The following is a 15,295-nucleotide window of genomic DNA, read 5'->3' on the forward strand; positions in this document are numbered from 1 at the left end:
CGGATCAGGTGCCGGCGACCGTCATCCCGTCCACCCGGATGGTCGGCGCATTCGTGGCATACTTGAACTCCAGGTCGTTGGCGGCGGTCATCGCCAGGAACATGTCCTTCAGATTGCCCGCGATGGTGACCTCGTTCACCGGATAGGCGATCTCACCGTTTTCAATCCAGAAGCCGGACGCACCGCGACTGTAATCGCCGGTGATCATGCTGACGCCCATGCCCATGACGGATGTGACATAGAAACCCTGCTCGATATCCGCGATCAGGTCCTCCGGCGACACCGTTCCGGCAGCCAGATGGGTATTGGTCGTAGACGGACCGGGTGGACCGCCGGTGCCTCGGCTGGCATGGCCGGTCGAGGCCAGCCCCAACTGCCGCGCGGTACGAAGATCCAGAATCCATGTCTGCAGCACGCCCTGGTCGACCAGATTTCGACGCTTGTTGGGCAGGCCCTCCGCATCGAAGGGCTTTGACGCCAGCCCACGGTCCATATGCGGATCATCGACGATGGTGATGCCCTCGGCCATGACCTGCTCTCCCATCCGGTCCTTCAGGAAAGACGTCCCGCGGGCGACGGACGATCCGTTGATGGCGCCGGTCAGATGGCGAACCATGCCGCCAGAAACGCGGGGATCGAAGATCACCGGCACACCATGCGCCGTCGGCGGCTTGCGGGCGCCCAGCTTTTTCAGCGCCCGGTCGGCGGCGGTGCGTCCGATCTCGGCAAAGGACGGCAGGTCCGCACCGAAAATCTTCGTTGCGTAATCATGGTCCGATTCCATCTCCGTCCCCGATCCGGCAAGGACCGAGACCCCGACACTGTGGCGACTGCCCTCATAGGTGCCGGCAAAACCGTTGCTGGCAGCCAGCGCAATGCGGAAGTGAGACCAGGAGGCCTCGGCCCCTTCGGAATTGGTGATGCCTTCGACGGCCAGCGCCGCGTCCTCGGTCTCCTTGGCACGCTCGATCAGCGTTTCCGCGGATGGCTCTTCAGGATCGAACATTTCCAGCACCGGATAATCCGGGCCGACAATCTGATCCGGGTCCGCGATCCCGCAATACTCATCGTCGGGGACGGCCTTCGCCATGGCAATAGCGCGTTCGACCAGCAGGTCCAGGCCGTCCGCCTTCCAGTCGTTGGATGACACGATCGCCTGCTTCCTGCCGATCAGAACCCGCAGCCCGAGATCCTGGGACTCGTCGCGCTCCAGCTTTTCCGTCTTGCCCAGTCGCTGGGCGTGACTGACGGAGGTGGACAGGCCCGCCACCGCATCGGCTGCGTCGGCGCCGGCTTTCTTCGCACGGTCGACAAGGTCCTGGATCAGGGAAAGAGCGTCGGTATCGGCGGTCATGCAACCTCACTTGCGATTTCGTATGGGTCAGTTCGACATCAGATTTAAGGCGGCGATGATCAGAATGAAGACCATGGCGATGCCCGCGGCGATCATCTGCATCCGGGCGCGCCGTAGATTGGGAGAAAGGTCCTGCATTTCTTCCGGGTCCCGCTCCCAGTTCGGGCCCTTGTGCGAAGCCCGTCCCTCCCGCAGGACGATTCCGATCCCGACGACCAGGACCACCACAAACACGAGGGTCAGCAGGACGATCCAGGGCGGCGCCTCGAACAGCAGGGACAGGCGGTCGATGACAGAGACGGCCAGATCCTGCATCGCGCGCCCCGCCGATCAGTCCAGCGCGCGATGGCCGATATCGCGGCGGCAGAAACCTTCCGGCCACTGGATCAGATCCACCGCGGCATAGGCGCTGTCCCGCGCGGCACGCACCGTGTCTCCGACAGCGGTGACATTCAGGACCCGCCCGCCGGTCGCAATCAGTTCTCCCGCGTCGTTGCGCGCCGTGCCGGCATGGAAGACGGTAACATCGGGGTCGGCCTCCGCCCCGTCGACATTCCGGATCACCGTTCCCTTCTGATATGTCCCCGGATAGCCGTCACTGGCCAGAACCACCGTCATCGCGGCCTTGGGCTGCCAGCGCAGATCGAAGTTCTTCAAGGTTCCGTCCGCCGTTGCGATCAACGCCGGCAGGATATCCGACTGCAGACGCATCATCAGCACCTGACATTCCGGATCGCCGAAGCGGACATTGTACTCAATGACCTTCGGCCCCTCCTCGGTAATCATCAGGCCGATGAACAACACCCCCTTGAAGGGCGCGCCTTCGGCCTTCATCGCATCGACAGTCGGGGTCAGGATCTCGTCGATGATGCGCTTCTCGATTTCCGGCGTGCAGACCGGCGCCGGGGAATAGGCCCCCATGCCCCCGGTATTGGGTCCGGTATCACCGTCGCCGACCCGCTTGTGATCCTGGGCCGAGGCCAGCGGCAACGCAGTTTCACCATCCGCCAATGCAAAGAAGGACAGTTCCTCCCCGACCATGCATTCCTCGATCACAAGTTCCGCACCGGCCGCGCCGAACGCGCCGTCCTTCATCGCGGCATCGACCGCGGCAATCGCTTCCCCTTCGGTCATCGCGACGGTAACGCCCTTGCCCGCGGCCAGACCATCGGCCTTCACGACGATCGGCGCGCCCTGCGCCCGGATGTAGTCCTTCGCGGCCTCAGCCTCCGTGAAGCGGCGATAGGCGGCGGTCGGAATATTGTACTTCGCGCAGATATCCTTGCTGAAGCCCTTGGACCCCTCAAGCTGCGCCGCCGCGGCATCGGGCCCGAAAGTGCGGAACCCTTCGGCCCGCAGTCGGTTGGCCAGGCCGGCGACCAGCGGTGCTTCCGGGCCGACGACTACCAGGTCGACCCTCTCGCGCTTGCAGAAATCCAGAATAGCGTCCGCATCCTCCGCGCCGATGGCGACGCATTCGGCCTCGCGAGCGATCCCGGCATTGCCCGGCGCACAATAGAGTTTCGTCAGCAACGGCGATGCCGCGATGGCCCAGCACAGCGCATGTTCCCGTCCGCCGGACCCGATGACCAAAACCCGCATTGCGCTGCCTCTTTTATGCTTGCGATGACACTTCCGGAAGGGCGCGGCCGACGACCCGCCGCGCGCCCCACGACATAGCACTTTCGGCGGATCAGACAAACCGCCTTGCGCCGGCCCGGGAGTGCCAAAATCGTCATTTCCGGCGACAGACCGTTTTCCTGAAGGACGGAGCATGCCAATCTGGCGCCCCATGACACGCAACGTCCAGGAACTCTCCGTCTCCGAACTGTCCCGCGCGCTGAAACGCACGGTCGAGGATTCCTATTCCTATGTCCGGGTTCGCGGCGAAATCTCCGGTTTCAAACGCGCAGGGTCGGGCCATCTCTACATGGCGCTGAAGGATCAGGACGCCGTGCTGGATGCCGTTTGCTGGCGCGGCACGGCGAACAAGCTGACGGTTCGACCAGAAGACGGGCTGGAAATCATCGCCACGGGCCGCCTCACGACATATCCCGGCCGTTCCAAATATCAGATCGTCATCGAGCAGGTCGAACTGGCCGGCGAAGGCGCGTTGCTGAAGCTGCTTGAGGAACGCAAACGCAAACTGGCGACCGAAGGTCTGTTCGATGAGGATCGCAAGCGCCGTCTACCATTTCTGCCGGAGGTCATTGGCGTCGTCACCTCGCCCACAGGTGCGGTGATTCGCGACATTCTGCACCGTCTGGCCGACCGCTTCCCACGCCATGTGCTGCTGTGGCCCGTACTGGTTCAGGGCGACGGGGCGGCAGAGCAGGTCGCCGCCGCCATCGAGGGATTCAATCGAATCGCCCCGGGGGGTCCGGTTCCACGCCCGGACCTGCTGATTGTCGCGCGCGGCGGTGGATCCCTGGAGGATCTATGGTCCTTCAACGAAGAAATCGTGGTGCGCGCAGCCGCCGCAGGCGAGATCCCGCTGATCTCAGCGGTCGGGCATGAGACCGACACGACGCTGATCGATTTTGCCAGTGACAGGCGCGCCCCGACACCAACGGCGGCTGCGGAAATCGCAGTTCCGGTGCGCACCGACCTGCTGGCCGATCTGAATGGCTTCGCCCAGCGCATCATTCACGCCGCCACGCGCGGCATCGAGAACCGTGCCCGCTTCCTGGAGGGTCTGGCGCGCGGCCTGCCGCATCCGAAGCGGATGATGGAAACTAAGGAACAGCGGCTGGATGACCTGTCCGAGCGCCTGCAGCAGGCCGCCCGCCGCGGCGCCGAGCGCCGGGAGGATCGATTGACCACGCTGGGCGCCCGTCTGCGCTCCCCGGCCGAACAGATCCGCGCTGCCAGTGAAAAGCTTGCTGAAAGGTCGGACCGCATGGACCGGGCCGCGCGATCGGCCCTGCGACGGGATGTACGACGGCTGACCGACCTTCAGGCAGAAACCCGCATGCCGGTGGCGGTTGCGCGCCGCCTGACGGATTTGGAAGGCCGCCTGGATCGCGCCGGCAGCGCCGTTGAAGCCCTCAGCTACAAGGGAACCCTGGCACGCGGCTATACCGTTGTGCGGGATTCAGATGGCAACCTTGTTACCGACGGGGCGTTATTGTCGGGGGGCATGGGTATCGAAATCGAATTCAACGACGACACGCGGATCAATGCGCTGGTCTCGGATGGCGGCAAGACGGCGGCGCCCAAAAAACGGAAACCCGCCGCAAAACCCGCCGGCGACGCCACCCAGGAGGAGCTGTTCTGATGCGCAAATCGATGCTTGCCCTGATCTGTTTGCTTTTCGCGCTGCCCGTATTCGCACTGCCCGTATTCAGCCTGCCCGCCTGGGCACAGGGCGGCCTGATGCTGGATGGCTTGCTGGTTCAGGGCGGTCACGCCAAGGGCAAGGTACCGCCGGGCAGCACTGTGGAGTATGACGGCATCCCCGTCATCGTCGGCGAGGACGGCGGTTTTATCATCGGATTCCATCGCGACGAGCCCGACGACACGGTTTTGCGTGTGACACTGCCGGACGGCACAAAGAAGGCCTATCCGTTGCGGGTCGAGCCGAGGACCTATGACATCCAGCGCATCGACGGCCTGCCGCAGGACAAGGTCGACCCACCGCCCGAAGTCATGGAACGCATCGCAGCCGATGCCGCGGCCGCCCGCGCCGCCCGCGACCGCAACACGCCCGATGCCTGGTACGAAACCGGCTGGATCTGGCCCGTTCGGGGCCGGATCACCGGTGTCTTCGGCAGTCAGCGGGTTTTGAACGGCGAGCCGAAACAGCCGCATTACGGCATCGATATCGCCGCGAAGGAGGGCACGGAAGTCGTTGCCCCCGCGGATGGCACAGTCAGCCTGGCACATCCGGACATGTACTTTTCGGGCGCGACACTGATGATTGATCACGGACGCGGCCTCGCCTCGACCTTCCTGCATCTGAAGTCGATCGCCGTGAAGGAAGGTCAGTTCGTCAAGAAGGGCGACGTGATCGGGACGGTCGGTTCAACCGGGCGCTCTACCGGCCCGCATCTGGACTGGCGCATCAATTGGTTCGACAAGCGCCTGGACGCTTCGCTGTTCGCTGGCCCGATGCCCGGCCCGTCCTACACGCCGGACTGACCAACCCGACCGAGCCGAAAGGCCAGCGGCCAGTAAATCCGTTTCGCGGCCTCTGGGTCGCCCCAGACGGCGGCCAGACCGTCGCGCAATTGCGGCAGCGGATCCGTCTCTTCGAGGCGTCGATACTCCTTCACCGCCGACCAGGTGCCGGCATAGTCGACCAGCCTGTCCAGCGTCCAGGAAACGTCCATGACCATGTCCGGCCCGTTCTCTTCCGGGAAGGGAAAGTCCAGCGACGCATAGCCCTCGTCGACATGGCGGCGCTCGGGCGGCCAGTAGGGGCCGACGACGTTGGCATAGAAGTGCTGCAGGGCCGCATCCGCCCCCGGGTCATCGATCCGTGTGGGACGATACGACACCAGGGCCAGCAGGGCGCCCGGTCGCGACACACGGCGAACCTCATCATAGAAGCGCGGCAGGTCGAACCAATGGGCTGCCTGTGCCGCGACGATCAGATCAACCGCCCCGTCCGGCACCTGGGGGGCGGCTTCGGCGGCCGCAACATGAAACGCCACCTTGTCGATGGGGTCCGCGCGATCGATCTGTGCCGCACTGGGGTCGGTTGCAATAACCGCCTCGAAATACCGGGCAAGCCCGGCGGAGGCCTGACCGTTTCCGCAACCGCAATCCCAAGCCAGCCCACGGGCAGGCGCGCGCGCCGCCAATGCCTCGAACAGACTGTCCGGATAACGCGGGCGAAACTGCGCATAGGTCGCCGCCATGCCGGAGAAATGATCCTTGAACTCCTGTTCCGGCATGGTTCAACCCTCAATCCGGCCAGCGCTTGTGCACCCAGAACCACTGACCGGGCCGTTTTCGGATCCAGGATTCCAGCATGGCGTTGAATGTCTTGATGATGGTAATCGCGTCTTCACCCCGATCGCCCGTATCCGGCAGATCCATCGGCGGGTGGAAGGTCAGGATGAACTTCGTTTTCTCGACGCGCTCCAGTTGGACGGGGATGATCGGCAGTTTCATCTGGACCGCCATTTCGATCGGCGCCGTGGCCGTCATAGCGTCGCGACCAAAGAACGGGATCGGACGACCCTCGTTCAGTTTCTGATCGATCAGGACGCCGACCGGCTCTCCCCGTTTCAGGCCGGCGTAGATTTCCCGGATCCCTTTGACGCCCTTCGGAATCAGGCGCCCTGTCAGTGCGCCGCGCTTGCGCCGGAAGTATTTGTCCATCCAGGGATTGTCGGCATGTCGGTAGATGTTGTTCAGACGGATGCCGTAATAGGCCGGCACCAACGCCGCCATCTCCCAATTCGCAATATGGGCCGACAGCAGGATAAAGGCGCCTTTTTCCTTCGCATTCAGCAGATTTTCCAGACCGACCACCGTCACCGGGCTGTCCGGCGCGGTCGGGTCGATTTTGGTGACATGTGAGAATTCGCCCGCGCCACGCCCCAGATTGTCCCACACATCCCGAACCGTCTTGTCGATCTGCGCCTGATCCCAATCGGGAAAGGCCCGCGCCAGATTACGGCGTGCGACCTTGTCGGCTTTCAGGAAGGGGCCAACGGTTCGGAACAGCAGGCTGCCGAATCCGGATGCAAAGGACAGCGGCAGGACCTTGAGCGTCTCCAAGGATCCTTGGATCGCTGCGGCCTGCAATGCATAGACGACAATGCCGGATATGCCGCGGCGTCGATAAGCCTCGTTAAACGACATCGGGAAACTCCGACCGGATGGTGTCCAACAGGGCCCTCCCACCCTGCCACTCAAGGACAATGGGGATGGCCGTCACCGCCTCAGCGAACCGGAGCGGCACGCGCACGGCATCCTTCTCTGTCGTGATGAGCTGCGCGCCACAATCGCGCGCCTGCTGGACCAATGCCTGCATCTCTGCGTCCGAATAGGGGTGGTGATCCGGGAAGCTTCGGCGTCCCTGTAGTTTTAGTCCGATCGCCTCGGCGGTGGCAAAAAACTTTTCCGGCTGTCCGATCCCGGCAAAGGCGACGCAGTCGCTGCCCCGTGGCAACGGCAATTCCGGCACCCGCATGGCGGCCCGCAACCGGGGAGCGGTTGTGGCGGCGACTTCCTTCGGTTCGGGGCAATCGAAATCCCCCATCAGCACGATCACATCGGCCCGTTCCAAGGCGGCGGATGCTGGTTCGCGCAACGGTCCGGCCGGAAAGACGCATCCGTTTCCGAACCCCGTCTGCGCATCGACGACCAGAACAGACACCGTCTTGAGCAGGGACGGATTCTGAAAGCCATCATCCATGACGATATGTGTCGCGCCGGCTGCCTCGGCAGCGCGCGCGCCGGACGGCCGGTCTCTCGACACCCAGACCGGCGCCGTGCGAGCAAGCAGCAGGGCCTCGTCGCCGACTGTCGCGGCCGTATCGACAGCCGGATCCACCAATTGAGGGCCGGCGACCGTGCCGCCATAACCGCGCGTGAGAATGTGCGGACGGTGCCCCGCCTGTTGCAGAGCGAGGGCGAGGTCCCGTGCAACCGGCGTCTTGCCTGCCCCCCCCATCACGGCATTCCCGATACAAAGGACGGGAATGGTCGGCCGGTATGGCCGCGCCCGGCCCCGTCGCCATGCCCCGCCGGCCCGCCAGAGCCATGACAGGGGCGTCAGGAGCCCTGCAGCCATCCCGGGCCGCGCCTCCGTCCAGAAGCCGGGTGGCCTCATCGGCCCGCGCCCTGGGCGACCGGCGGCAGGATTGGCGCCAGACGTGCCATGACCCTGTCCACCGTCGCGGCGCCTTCGGTGGTCACCTGGGCTGCGGCCTTCACCATGGCCTTTCGCCGCCCTGCCTCATCCAGCAACCCGCCAACGGTCTGCGCCAGTTCCATCGCGCCTGCGACACGGGTCATGCCGCCACGGGTCAGGAGATCGGCCGCTACCGTGGAGAAATTTTCCATGTCCGGTCCACAAAGCGGGATGCATCCCAATTGCGCCGGTTCTATCGGGTTGTGCCCACCATGACCGCCGCACAGGCTGCCACCAACCAGGGCAACCGGCGCCAATCGGTAGAAGAGCCCAAGTTCGCCCAGAGTGTCGGCGACATAGACAGACGTCGTCGGTGCGACCTCCATCCCCTCAGACCTTAGCGCGACGGACAAACCCTTTGCCCGCAAGGCCTCGGCTATCGCCACGCCGCGGTCCGGGTGGCGCGGCACCAGGATTGTCAGAATGTCGGGCCGGCCCGAAGCCAGATGGCGATGCGCCTCGGCGACGATGTCCTCTTCACCCGGATGCGTGCTGGCGGCGACCCAGACCGGACGGCCGCGCAGGCGGGCACGTTCGGTTTCCAGCACCTTGCCGTCGACCGCCTGCGGCTGAACCGACAGTTTCAGGTTTCCGACGCAATCGGCCCCGGCTGCACCGAGATCCCGCAGGTGGGCTGCATCGTCCGGTGTCTGCGCCAGGCAGGGCCTGAACCCGTCCAGCAGGTCCCCCGCTATGCCCGGAATTCGACGCCACCGCCTCAGCGATCTGCGCGACACCCGACCGTTAACGAGAGCCATCGGCTTGCCGGCCCGACGCATTTCCCAGATCAAGGCGGGCCAGAATTCGGATTCGACCCAGATTCCGGCATCCGGCCGCCAATGCTTTAGGAAGGACCGCACCCAGGCTGGACGGTCAACCGGCACATATTGATGGATCGCACGATCCGGGAGCCGGGTCGCCATCAGACGCGCGCTCGTCACTGTGCCCGTCGTGACAAGAACATGGCCCTTCGGGTCGCGTTCCAGAAGTCGCTGGACCAGCGGCAAGGCCGACATGGCCTCTCCATTGCTGGCGGCGTGAATCCAGACCAGAGGCCCTTCCGGTCGGGGGCGCCCGGGTTGGCCACGCCGTTCGCCGAAGCGTTGGGCATCCTCCTTGCCGCGTGCGAGCCGCCTGTCCAGATAGCGATCGATCAGCGGTGCCGCCAAGGCGGTAGCAGCCAGATAGATGCCCCGCGCGATCATACGCCGCCCCCTGAAGGTGCTGCATCGCCATCCGCGCGGAGGACCGGATCGTGACCCATTTCGCGATCGCAGGCGTCGGTCATCTCATTCAGGATGTGCTCGATCCGCCGGCGGTATTCTTCGCGGGTTGCCTCATCGGCCCGCGGCGGCAGTTCGATCGCCTTGCCCCAGCGGCAAACGCCCCGGTTGAACGGAAGCGGCAGTTGGAACCTGTCCCAGGTTCCCAACACCTTCCGCCGTTTCATGGCATAGGACACCGGCACGATCGGCACTTTCGCCAGGGAGGCGATGACGATCATCCCTTCCTTGACCACGAGGCGCGGACCGCGCGGGCCGTCTGGCGTGAACCCAACATGGCCGCCGGCCTTCAGGCGCTTCACGATGGCCCGCGTCGCCTTGGCGCCGTCCTTGCTGTCGACCGGGATCCCCTCAAACCCGAAGCGGCCCATCGCGTCGATCACGATACGCCCGTCGCGGTGGCCGGAGGCGACGACACAGAGCTCATGCGATTTTTCGGCATAGGCATAGGGCATCATGCCGATCCGGTTATGCCACAGGGCGATGATATAGGGCTGACCTTCGGCCATCAGGCGGTCCCGGTCTTCCGTGCCGGAGACCTCCCAGCGGGACGTGTAGCGCACGAAACGAATATACCACGCGATCAGGCCGCACATCAGGCGGTGGAACCAGGCCTGCTTGGTGAGCCGCTTCAACGCCCCCATGCGCGTCAGTCCTCCCGTCCGCCCGAAGAGGTCGTGTCCGGGGTCTCCTGGAACTGGTACTTGCTGAGCCGGGCATACAGACCGCCCTTGCGCGCCAGTTCGTCATGCGTGCCGGTTTCGGCAACGCGGCCGGCCTCCATTACATAAATGCGGTCCGCCCGGCGGATCGTCGCAAGGCGGTGCGCAATAACGATGGTCGTCCGTCCGACCATAAGGCGCTCCAGAGCAGACTGAACCTTGCGTTCGGATTCGGCATCCAGCGCCGATGTGGCCTCGTCCAGCAGCAGGATCGGCGCCTGTTTCAGCATGGCACGCGCAATGGCAATACGCTGGCGCTGACCACCGCTGAGCCGCAGCCCCTGTTCGCCGACCATGGTGTCGTAACCTTCAGGCAGTCCCATGATGAAGTCGTGCGCCGCAGCGTTGCGGGCCGCTTCCTCGATCTCGTCCTGAGACGCGCCGAAACGACCATAGGCGATGTTGGCACGGATCGTGTCGTTGAACAGCGCCGGCTCCTGGCTGACCAGGGCGATCTGCGCCGCGACCGAATCCAGCGTCGCCGCTTTCACATCCTCGCCGTCGATCAACACGCGGCCCGCGGTGACGTCGTAGAAGCGCGGGATCAGGTTCAGCACCGTCGTCTTGCCCGCACCCGACGGCCCGACCAGGGCAACGGTCTCCCCCGGCGCGATATCGATGTCGACCCCGTTCAGCACCGCGGCTTCCCCGTCATAGGTGAACACTACACCTTCCAGGGTAACCCGGCCCTTGCCGCCCCTCAGCGGTTTGGCGTCCGGCAGATTTTTGATCTTCGGGTCGTAGTCAACGATCTTGAAACAACGGCCGGCGGCGGCGAGGCCTTCCTGCAGCGTGTTGTTGAGGCTGGCGAGACTGCGCATCGGCTGGTAGGCCATGAAAACGGCCGCCAAGAAGGACATGAACGACCCGACCGTCTGTTCGCCGGCCAGAATCTGATGTCCGCCTATCACGATGATGGTGAACAGGGTAAACCCGGCCAAGGTTTCCATGATCGGATAGCTGAGCGCCCGGGTCCGGACCGCTTTCAAAACCAGTTTATAGGTCTTGCGGAACGCGTCTGCGCCACGCCGCTGTTCATAGTCCTGCATCGAATAGGCGCGCACCGACCGGGCGTTGGACAGGCTGTCGTCCAGGACCGAGGTCATTTCGGCGAATTCGTTCTGGGTCGCCTCCGACACCTTGCGCAGTCGCTTGCCGATCCGCGCGATGGGCAGGACGCTGATCGGGAAAAAAACTATCGAGAACAATGACAGTTCCCAGTTTTGGTAGAACATGACGCCGATCATGAAGACGAGGGTCACACTGTCCCGTCCAGCGCCGGTAAAGACCTTGGTCACCGCGTCGCGCAGCAAGTAGCAATCACTGATGAAACGGGAGAGTTGCTTCGCGGTGCCTTCGTTTTCAAGGAACCGAATTTCGATCCGCAGGAAGGAATGGAACATCTGGTTCTGGATTTTTTCGATCACCCGAAGACCGACCATCTGCATTGTGACCGATTGGGCGAAACTTGCGGCCCCGCGCAACACGGACAAACCGAGAAATCCAAAGGCGCAGGCCCAGATCCAGAATTCACTGCGCTGAGCGAAAGCACGGTCCAGGGTCGGTTCAAGCAATCCCGCGATCCCGGCCGAAGTCGACGCCACGACGACCATCCAGAAGGCGGCGAAGATCACCCACCATCTGTGTTCGGACATGTAGTCGCGCCAAAGGCGTACCGTCATGGTGCGCGTGGTCGCGTCCAGTCCAATCCGGTTTCGGATTTTCTCGCCGATGCTTTGCTTGGCCACCGCTTGCCGCTATCCGCTTGCGTGTTAACAGGAAAGTCGGCGCCCTATAGCATGCGTCGCATGGGGCGTCACGTCGCGCGGCAGCTGGAAATCGGTATCAGACAGCCTCGGCGGGGCTGGACGCCGCGCTGGATTCCTGTGGCACCAGCGCCTGAGCGACGGGCTGCAGATTGCGCAGGAACTGACGGGAACAGGCCTGCCAGGAAAAGGTTTCGGCATGCCGCCGACAGGCGTCCGGATCGATCTCCAGCGCCCGAATGGCCGCACGCTGCAGATCCTCATCCAGAACGCCGCACGGATGAGCGCCGATCACGTCGATCGGGCCCGGTACCGGCAGGGCCGCCACCGGCACGCCCGACGCCAGCGCTTCCAGCAGGACGAGACCGAATGTATCGGTCCGGCTGGGGAAGACGAAGACATCGGCCGCCGCGTAATGCGCGGCCAGTTCCTCCCCGGTTTTCGGCCCCAGGAACTTCACGTCCGGGTAGGTTCGGCGCAACTCTTCCAACTGCGGTCCGCCCCCCACGACAACCTTCGTGCCCGGCAGGGCAAGGTCCAGGAAGCCGCCGATATTCTTTTCCACCGCAACGCGGCCGACATTCATGAAGATCGGACGCGGGTAGGGCAGAAAGTCCTTGGAGCGCGGCCGGAACAGGTCGAGATCGACCCCCCGTGACCACACCTCCAGGTGTTGGAAGCCACGCCCGGCAAGGTCGGCCTTCATGGTTGGCGTGGTAACCATCGTCACCTCCGCATCCCCATGGAACCGTCGCATCCAGGAATAGGTGATATCGACCGGCAGGCGACACCTTGCGTGAATGTATTCCGGGAAACGGGTGTGAAAACTGGTGGAAAAGGCCTGACCGTGCTTCCGGCAGAAACGGCGGGCAATGCTGCCCAACGGTCCCTCGGTCGCGATATGAACCGCCGCCGGCATCAAGCCCGCCAACAATCTTGGCAGACGCCAGACCGCGTCGACCGCCAGGCGGATTTCCGGATAGGTCGGGCAGGGAATGGTACGAAACCGATCCGGCCCGATGACATGCACATCCAGCCCCATGGTCTCCAGCTCCTGACGCGTACGGTCCAGGGTCCGAACCACCCCATTGATCTGCGGGAACCAGGCATCGCTGACGATCACCAATCGGCGACCGGGAATCGCGGCGACGTCGCGTGCAATGGAATCATCGGCAATGGATTCAGGACGGGACAGGGGGGCCGCCATGACTGCTCCGTTCGATCTCTCTGGGGGTCAGGCGGGGACCTTGCTGGTCAGCCGCTTGGGTTCCGGTGCGGAGACCTGTTCCGGCATTTCCGCCCAACGCACGATTTCAAGCTTGCCGTCGGCATGCTCGACCAGGGCGGTGCAACTCTCCACCCAGTCGCCGTCGTTGCAGTACAGGATGCCGTCAATCTCTCGCATTTCCGCGTGATGAATATGGCCGCAGACGACCCCATCCACACCGCGACTGCGGGCCTCATGGGCAACCGCCTCCTCGAAATGGCTGATGAATTCGACCGCGTTCTTGACCTTCTGCTTCAGGAAAGCTGACAACGACCAGTAGGGCAGGTTCAGCCAGCGCCGCAGCATGTTGAAATAGTGGTTGGTCGACAGCAGAACCGTGTAGGCCCAGTCGCCGAGATGGGCGAGCCATTTGGCGTATTTGACGACGGAGTCGAATTTGTCGCCATGGATGATCAGGTAGCGCCGGCCGTCGGCCCCCTGATGGATGGCCTCTTCCTTCACCAACACGCCGCCGAAGAACAGATTCGTGTAGTCCCTGAGTACTTCGTCGTGATTGCCGGGCACATAGATTACCTGACAGCCGTTGCGGGTCTTCTTCAGGATTTCTCGCACGACCTCATTCTGGGTTTCCGTCCAGTACCAGGACTTCTTCAGGCGCCATCCGTCGATGATGTCGCCGACCAGATATAGTGTCTCGCATTCGGTATGGCGCAGGAAATCCAGCAGGAAATCGGCCTTGCAGCCCCGCGTTCCCAGATGCGTGTCGGACACCCAGACCGTCCGGTAACGACTTACGCCACGAAATCCGTGCATATCCGTATCCGCCTTTCCCTCAGCCCCGGCTTCAGTCAAGCCAGGCCCTTCACAGCTCCGTCCTTACTGGCGAGGGAATACGGATCAAGTATGAAAGAAATAAGTAAAAACCACATTCTTACTTGAGTTTCATTTAAGTTTAACATTCAGAACATAGAAACGACACGCAACGTATAGTTTCCAGAGGGTCACCCTCTCAAGGAGCGTCAGGTCTGTGGCATTCAAGTCAGCGGTTACTCCCCCGATTCGCAGACGCGTGGCCGTCATCTACAATCCGGTGGCAGGGTTCCGGCAACGGGGACGCCTGCGGCGTTTCCTGAGGCATCTTCGGCGGCTGGGCCATGAGGTGCTGTTGCGGAGAACCGAAGGTCCCGGCCACGCGACACAGATCGCGCGCGACCTGGACCCGGCCCAGGTCGACGTCGTGGTCGCCGCGGGCGGCGACGGCACGATCAACGAGGTCGCGAACGGCCTGATCGGTCGGCCGATCCCGATGACGATCGCACCTTTGGGCACCGCCAACGTCTTCGCCTTCGAAACCGGGCTGGGCCTGAAGCTGAGCCGCGCCGCCCGCCTGCCGTCCGAAGGTCTGGTGGCGGAAATTCGGCCCGCTTTGGCCGGAAAACGCGGATTTCTGCTGATGGTCAGCGCGGGGACCGACGCCCGCGTCGTAGCCAACGTGGATCGGGGCATGAAGCGATATCTCGGCAAGACCGCCTATGTCCTGGCGGCGGTACGAGAGATTCTTTCCGGCCGACCGGGGCGTATTCAGGTGACGGTCGACGGAGTTCGGCATGAAGCCGGTCTTGTCGTCGTGACCCATGCCTGCCACTACGCCGGCCCATTCGTCATCGCGCCGAATGTCCGGATGGGGGACGACAGTGTCTGCGTCGTCCTGCTGAAGGGTGTCCGGCGCCGGTCCCTTGTCAAATATGCCATGGCGCTGTTGCTGAACCGTCTGCCGACCCTGAAGGACGCGACGGTCCTGCGCGCGCACCGGGTCCGGATCGATGGCCCCGAAGGACAGCCGATCCAGTCAGACGGGGACGTGATCGGGCAGGCCCCGATGGATATCGTGCTCGGCAGCCGTCCGTTGAGGATTCTGGTACCCGATCTCGCCCGCGTTCTCCCGCTACAATCAGCACCCGGAATTGCCGCCGGGACCGATGGTGCCCTGGCAAAGGAACCGGTGCCGGCACAATGAGCCCCTGTTTTCCCGGCCTTGTGGCGGACTGGCACTGATTCTGCTAGACCTGATCCG

The 15,295-nt window shown here is 63.7% G+C and carries 14 protein-coding genes; 3 read left to right on the forward strand and 11 right to left on the reverse strand.

Annotation, left to right across the window (positions count from 1 at the left end; all coding sequences use genetic code 11):
- Positions 1–4: 4 nt before the first annotated feature.
- Genes R8L07_05765 through purD form a run of 3 tightly spaced genes read right to left on the reverse strand, consistent with a single transcriptional unit; the run spans position 5 to position 2,956 of the window.
- Positions 5–1,354, reverse strand: a complete 1,350-nt coding sequence (locus tag R8L07_05765) for a TldD/PmbA family protein (GenBank protein MDW3205033.1) — start codon at positions 1,352–1,354, stop codon at positions 5–7.
- 27 nt (positions 1,355–1,381) lie between these two features.
- Complete coding sequence (locus R8L07_05770; GenBank protein ID MDW3205034.1) at positions 1,382–1,669, reverse strand: hypothetical protein; 288 nt, start codon at positions 1,667–1,669, stop codon at positions 1,382–1,384.
- Between the two features lie 15 nt (positions 1,670–1,684).
- Entirely contained in the window at positions 1,685–2,956 is a 1,272-nt protein-coding gene (gene purD / locus R8L07_05775; GenBank protein ID MDW3205035.1) for a phosphoribosylamine--glycine ligase, read from the reverse strand.
- Between the two features lie 172 nt (positions 2,957–3,128).
- Here purD and xseA point away from each other — a divergent pair, with 172 nt between their 5' ends.
- Both xseA and R8L07_05785 read left to right on the forward strand, forming a co-directional pair.
- Entirely contained in the window at positions 3,129–4,631 is a 1,503-nt protein-coding gene (xseA, locus tag R8L07_05780; protein ID MDW3205036.1) for an exodeoxyribonuclease VII large subunit, read from the forward strand.
- Complete coding sequence (locus R8L07_05785; GenBank protein ID MDW3205037.1) at positions 4,631–5,494, forward strand: M23 family metallopeptidase; 864 nt, start codon at positions 4,631–4,633, stop codon at positions 5,492–5,494. Before xseA ends, R8L07_05785 begins: the two co-directional genes overlap by 1 nt.
- Here R8L07_05785 and R8L07_05790 read toward each other — a convergent pair.
- From R8L07_05790 to R8L07_05825, 8 genes are all read right to left on the reverse strand, one after another.
- Positions 5,479–6,252 carry a class I SAM-dependent methyltransferase gene (locus tag R8L07_05790; GenBank protein ID MDW3205038.1) on the reverse strand — a complete coding sequence of 258 codons (774 nt, stop codon included), beginning with the start codon at positions 6,250–6,252 and terminating at the stop codon, positions 5,479–5,481. The two genes, R8L07_05785 and R8L07_05790, sit on opposite strands and share 16 nt — an antisense overlap.
- A gap of 10 nt (positions 6,253–6,262) precedes the next feature.
- The gene (locus tag R8L07_05795; protein ID MDW3205039.1) at positions 6,263–7,168 is read right to left on the reverse strand and encodes a lysophospholipid acyltransferase family protein; all 906 of its coding nucleotides are present in this window, start codon (positions 7,166–7,168) and stop codon (positions 6,263–6,265) included.
- Positions 7,158–8,102, reverse strand: coding sequence for a tetraacyldisaccharide 4'-kinase (gene lpxK / locus R8L07_05800; protein MDW3205040.1), 945 nt, complete (start codon positions 8,100–8,102; stop codon positions 7,158–7,160). The genes R8L07_05795 and lpxK overlap by 11 nt, the downstream gene beginning before the upstream one ends.
- Positions 8,103–8,137: 35 nt before the next feature.
- Positions 8,138–9,427 (reverse strand): 3-deoxy-D-manno-octulosonic acid transferase, encoded by a 1,290-nt coding sequence (locus tag R8L07_05805; GenBank protein MDW3205041.1) that lies wholly within the window; start codon positions 9,425–9,427, stop codon positions 8,138–8,140.
- Positions 9,424–10,149 carry a lysophospholipid acyltransferase family protein gene (locus R8L07_05810; GenBank protein MDW3205042.1) on the reverse strand — a complete coding sequence of 242 codons (726 nt, stop codon included), beginning with the start codon at positions 10,147–10,149 and terminating at the stop codon, positions 9,424–9,426. Before R8L07_05810 ends, R8L07_05805 begins: the two co-directional genes overlap by 4 nt.
- A 5-nt stretch (positions 10,150–10,154) precedes the next feature.
- Complete coding sequence (locus tag R8L07_05815) at positions 10,155–11,975, reverse strand: ABC transporter transmembrane domain-containing protein (GenBank protein ID MDW3205043.1); 1,821 nt, start codon at positions 11,973–11,975, stop codon at positions 10,155–10,157.
- A gap of 97 nt (positions 11,976–12,072) precedes the next feature.
- Positions 12,073–13,200 carry a glycosyltransferase family 1 protein gene (locus R8L07_05820; GenBank protein ID MDW3205044.1) on the reverse strand — a complete coding sequence of 376 codons (1,128 nt, stop codon included), beginning with the start codon at positions 13,198–13,200 and terminating at the stop codon, positions 12,073–12,075.
- A gap of 27 nt (positions 13,201–13,227) precedes the next feature.
- The gene (locus R8L07_05825) at positions 13,228–14,034 is read right to left on the reverse strand and encodes a UDP-2,3-diacylglucosamine diphosphatase (protein ID MDW3205045.1); all 807 of its coding nucleotides are present in this window, start codon (positions 14,032–14,034) and stop codon (positions 13,228–13,230) included.
- Between the two features lie 214 nt (positions 14,035–14,248).
- Here R8L07_05825 and R8L07_05830 point away from each other — a divergent pair, with 214 nt between their 5' ends.
- On the forward strand, positions 14,249–15,238 hold the full coding sequence (locus R8L07_05830; GenBank protein ID MDW3205046.1) for a diacylglycerol kinase family protein: 990 nt from the start codon (positions 14,249–14,251) through the stop codon (positions 15,236–15,238).
- Positions 15,239–15,295: the final 57 nt, after the last annotated feature.

Source organism: Alphaproteobacteria bacterium (assembly GCA_033344895.1).
Lineage (GTDB): Bacteria > Pseudomonadota > Alphaproteobacteria > UBA8366 > Aestuariispiraceae > Pacificispira.

Excerpts from the sequence above, each read along its gene's own strand:
- R8L07_05765 (MDW3205033.1), bottom strand. The coding sequence starts at position 1,354 with ATGACCGCCGATACCGACGCTCTTTCCCTGATCCAGGACCTTGTCGAC.
- R8L07_05770 (MDW3205034.1), bottom strand. The coding sequence starts at position 1,669 with ATGCAGGATCTGGCCGTCTCTGTCATCGACCGCCTGTCCCTGCTGTTC.
- purD (MDW3205035.1), bottom strand. The coding sequence starts at position 2,956 with ATGCGGGTTTTGGTCATCGGGTCCGGCGGACGGGAACATGCGCTGTGC.
- xseA (MDW3205036.1), top strand. The coding sequence starts at position 3,129 with ATGCCAATCTGGCGCCCCATGACACGCAACGTCCAGGAACTCTCCGTC.
- R8L07_05785 (MDW3205037.1), top strand. The coding sequence starts at position 4,631 with ATGCGCAAATCGATGCTTGCCCTGATCTGTTTGCTTTTCGCGCTGCCC.
- R8L07_05790 (MDW3205038.1), bottom strand. The coding sequence starts at position 6,252 with ATGCCGGAACAGGAGTTCAAGGATCATTTCTCCGGCATGGCGGCGACC.
- R8L07_05795 (MDW3205039.1), bottom strand. The coding sequence starts at position 7,168 with ATGTCGTTTAACGAGGCTTATCGACGCCGCGGCATATCCGGCATTGTC.
- lpxK (MDW3205040.1), bottom strand. The coding sequence starts at position 8,102 with ATGGCTGCAGGGCTCCTGACGCCCCTGTCATGGCTCTGGCGGGCCGGC.
- R8L07_05805 (MDW3205041.1), bottom strand. The coding sequence starts at position 9,427 with ATGATCGCGCGGGGCATCTATCTGGCTGCTACCGCCTTGGCGGCACCG.
- R8L07_05810 (MDW3205042.1), bottom strand. The coding sequence starts at position 10,149 with ATGGGGGCGTTGAAGCGGCTCACCAAGCAGGCCTGGTTCCACCGCCTG.
- R8L07_05820 (MDW3205044.1), bottom strand. The coding sequence starts at position 13,200 with ATGGCGGCCCCCCTGTCCCGTCCTGAATCCATTGCCGATGATTCCATT.
- R8L07_05825 (MDW3205045.1), bottom strand. The coding sequence starts at position 14,034 with ATGCACGGATTTCGTGGCGTAAGTCGTTACCGGACGGTCTGGGTGTCC.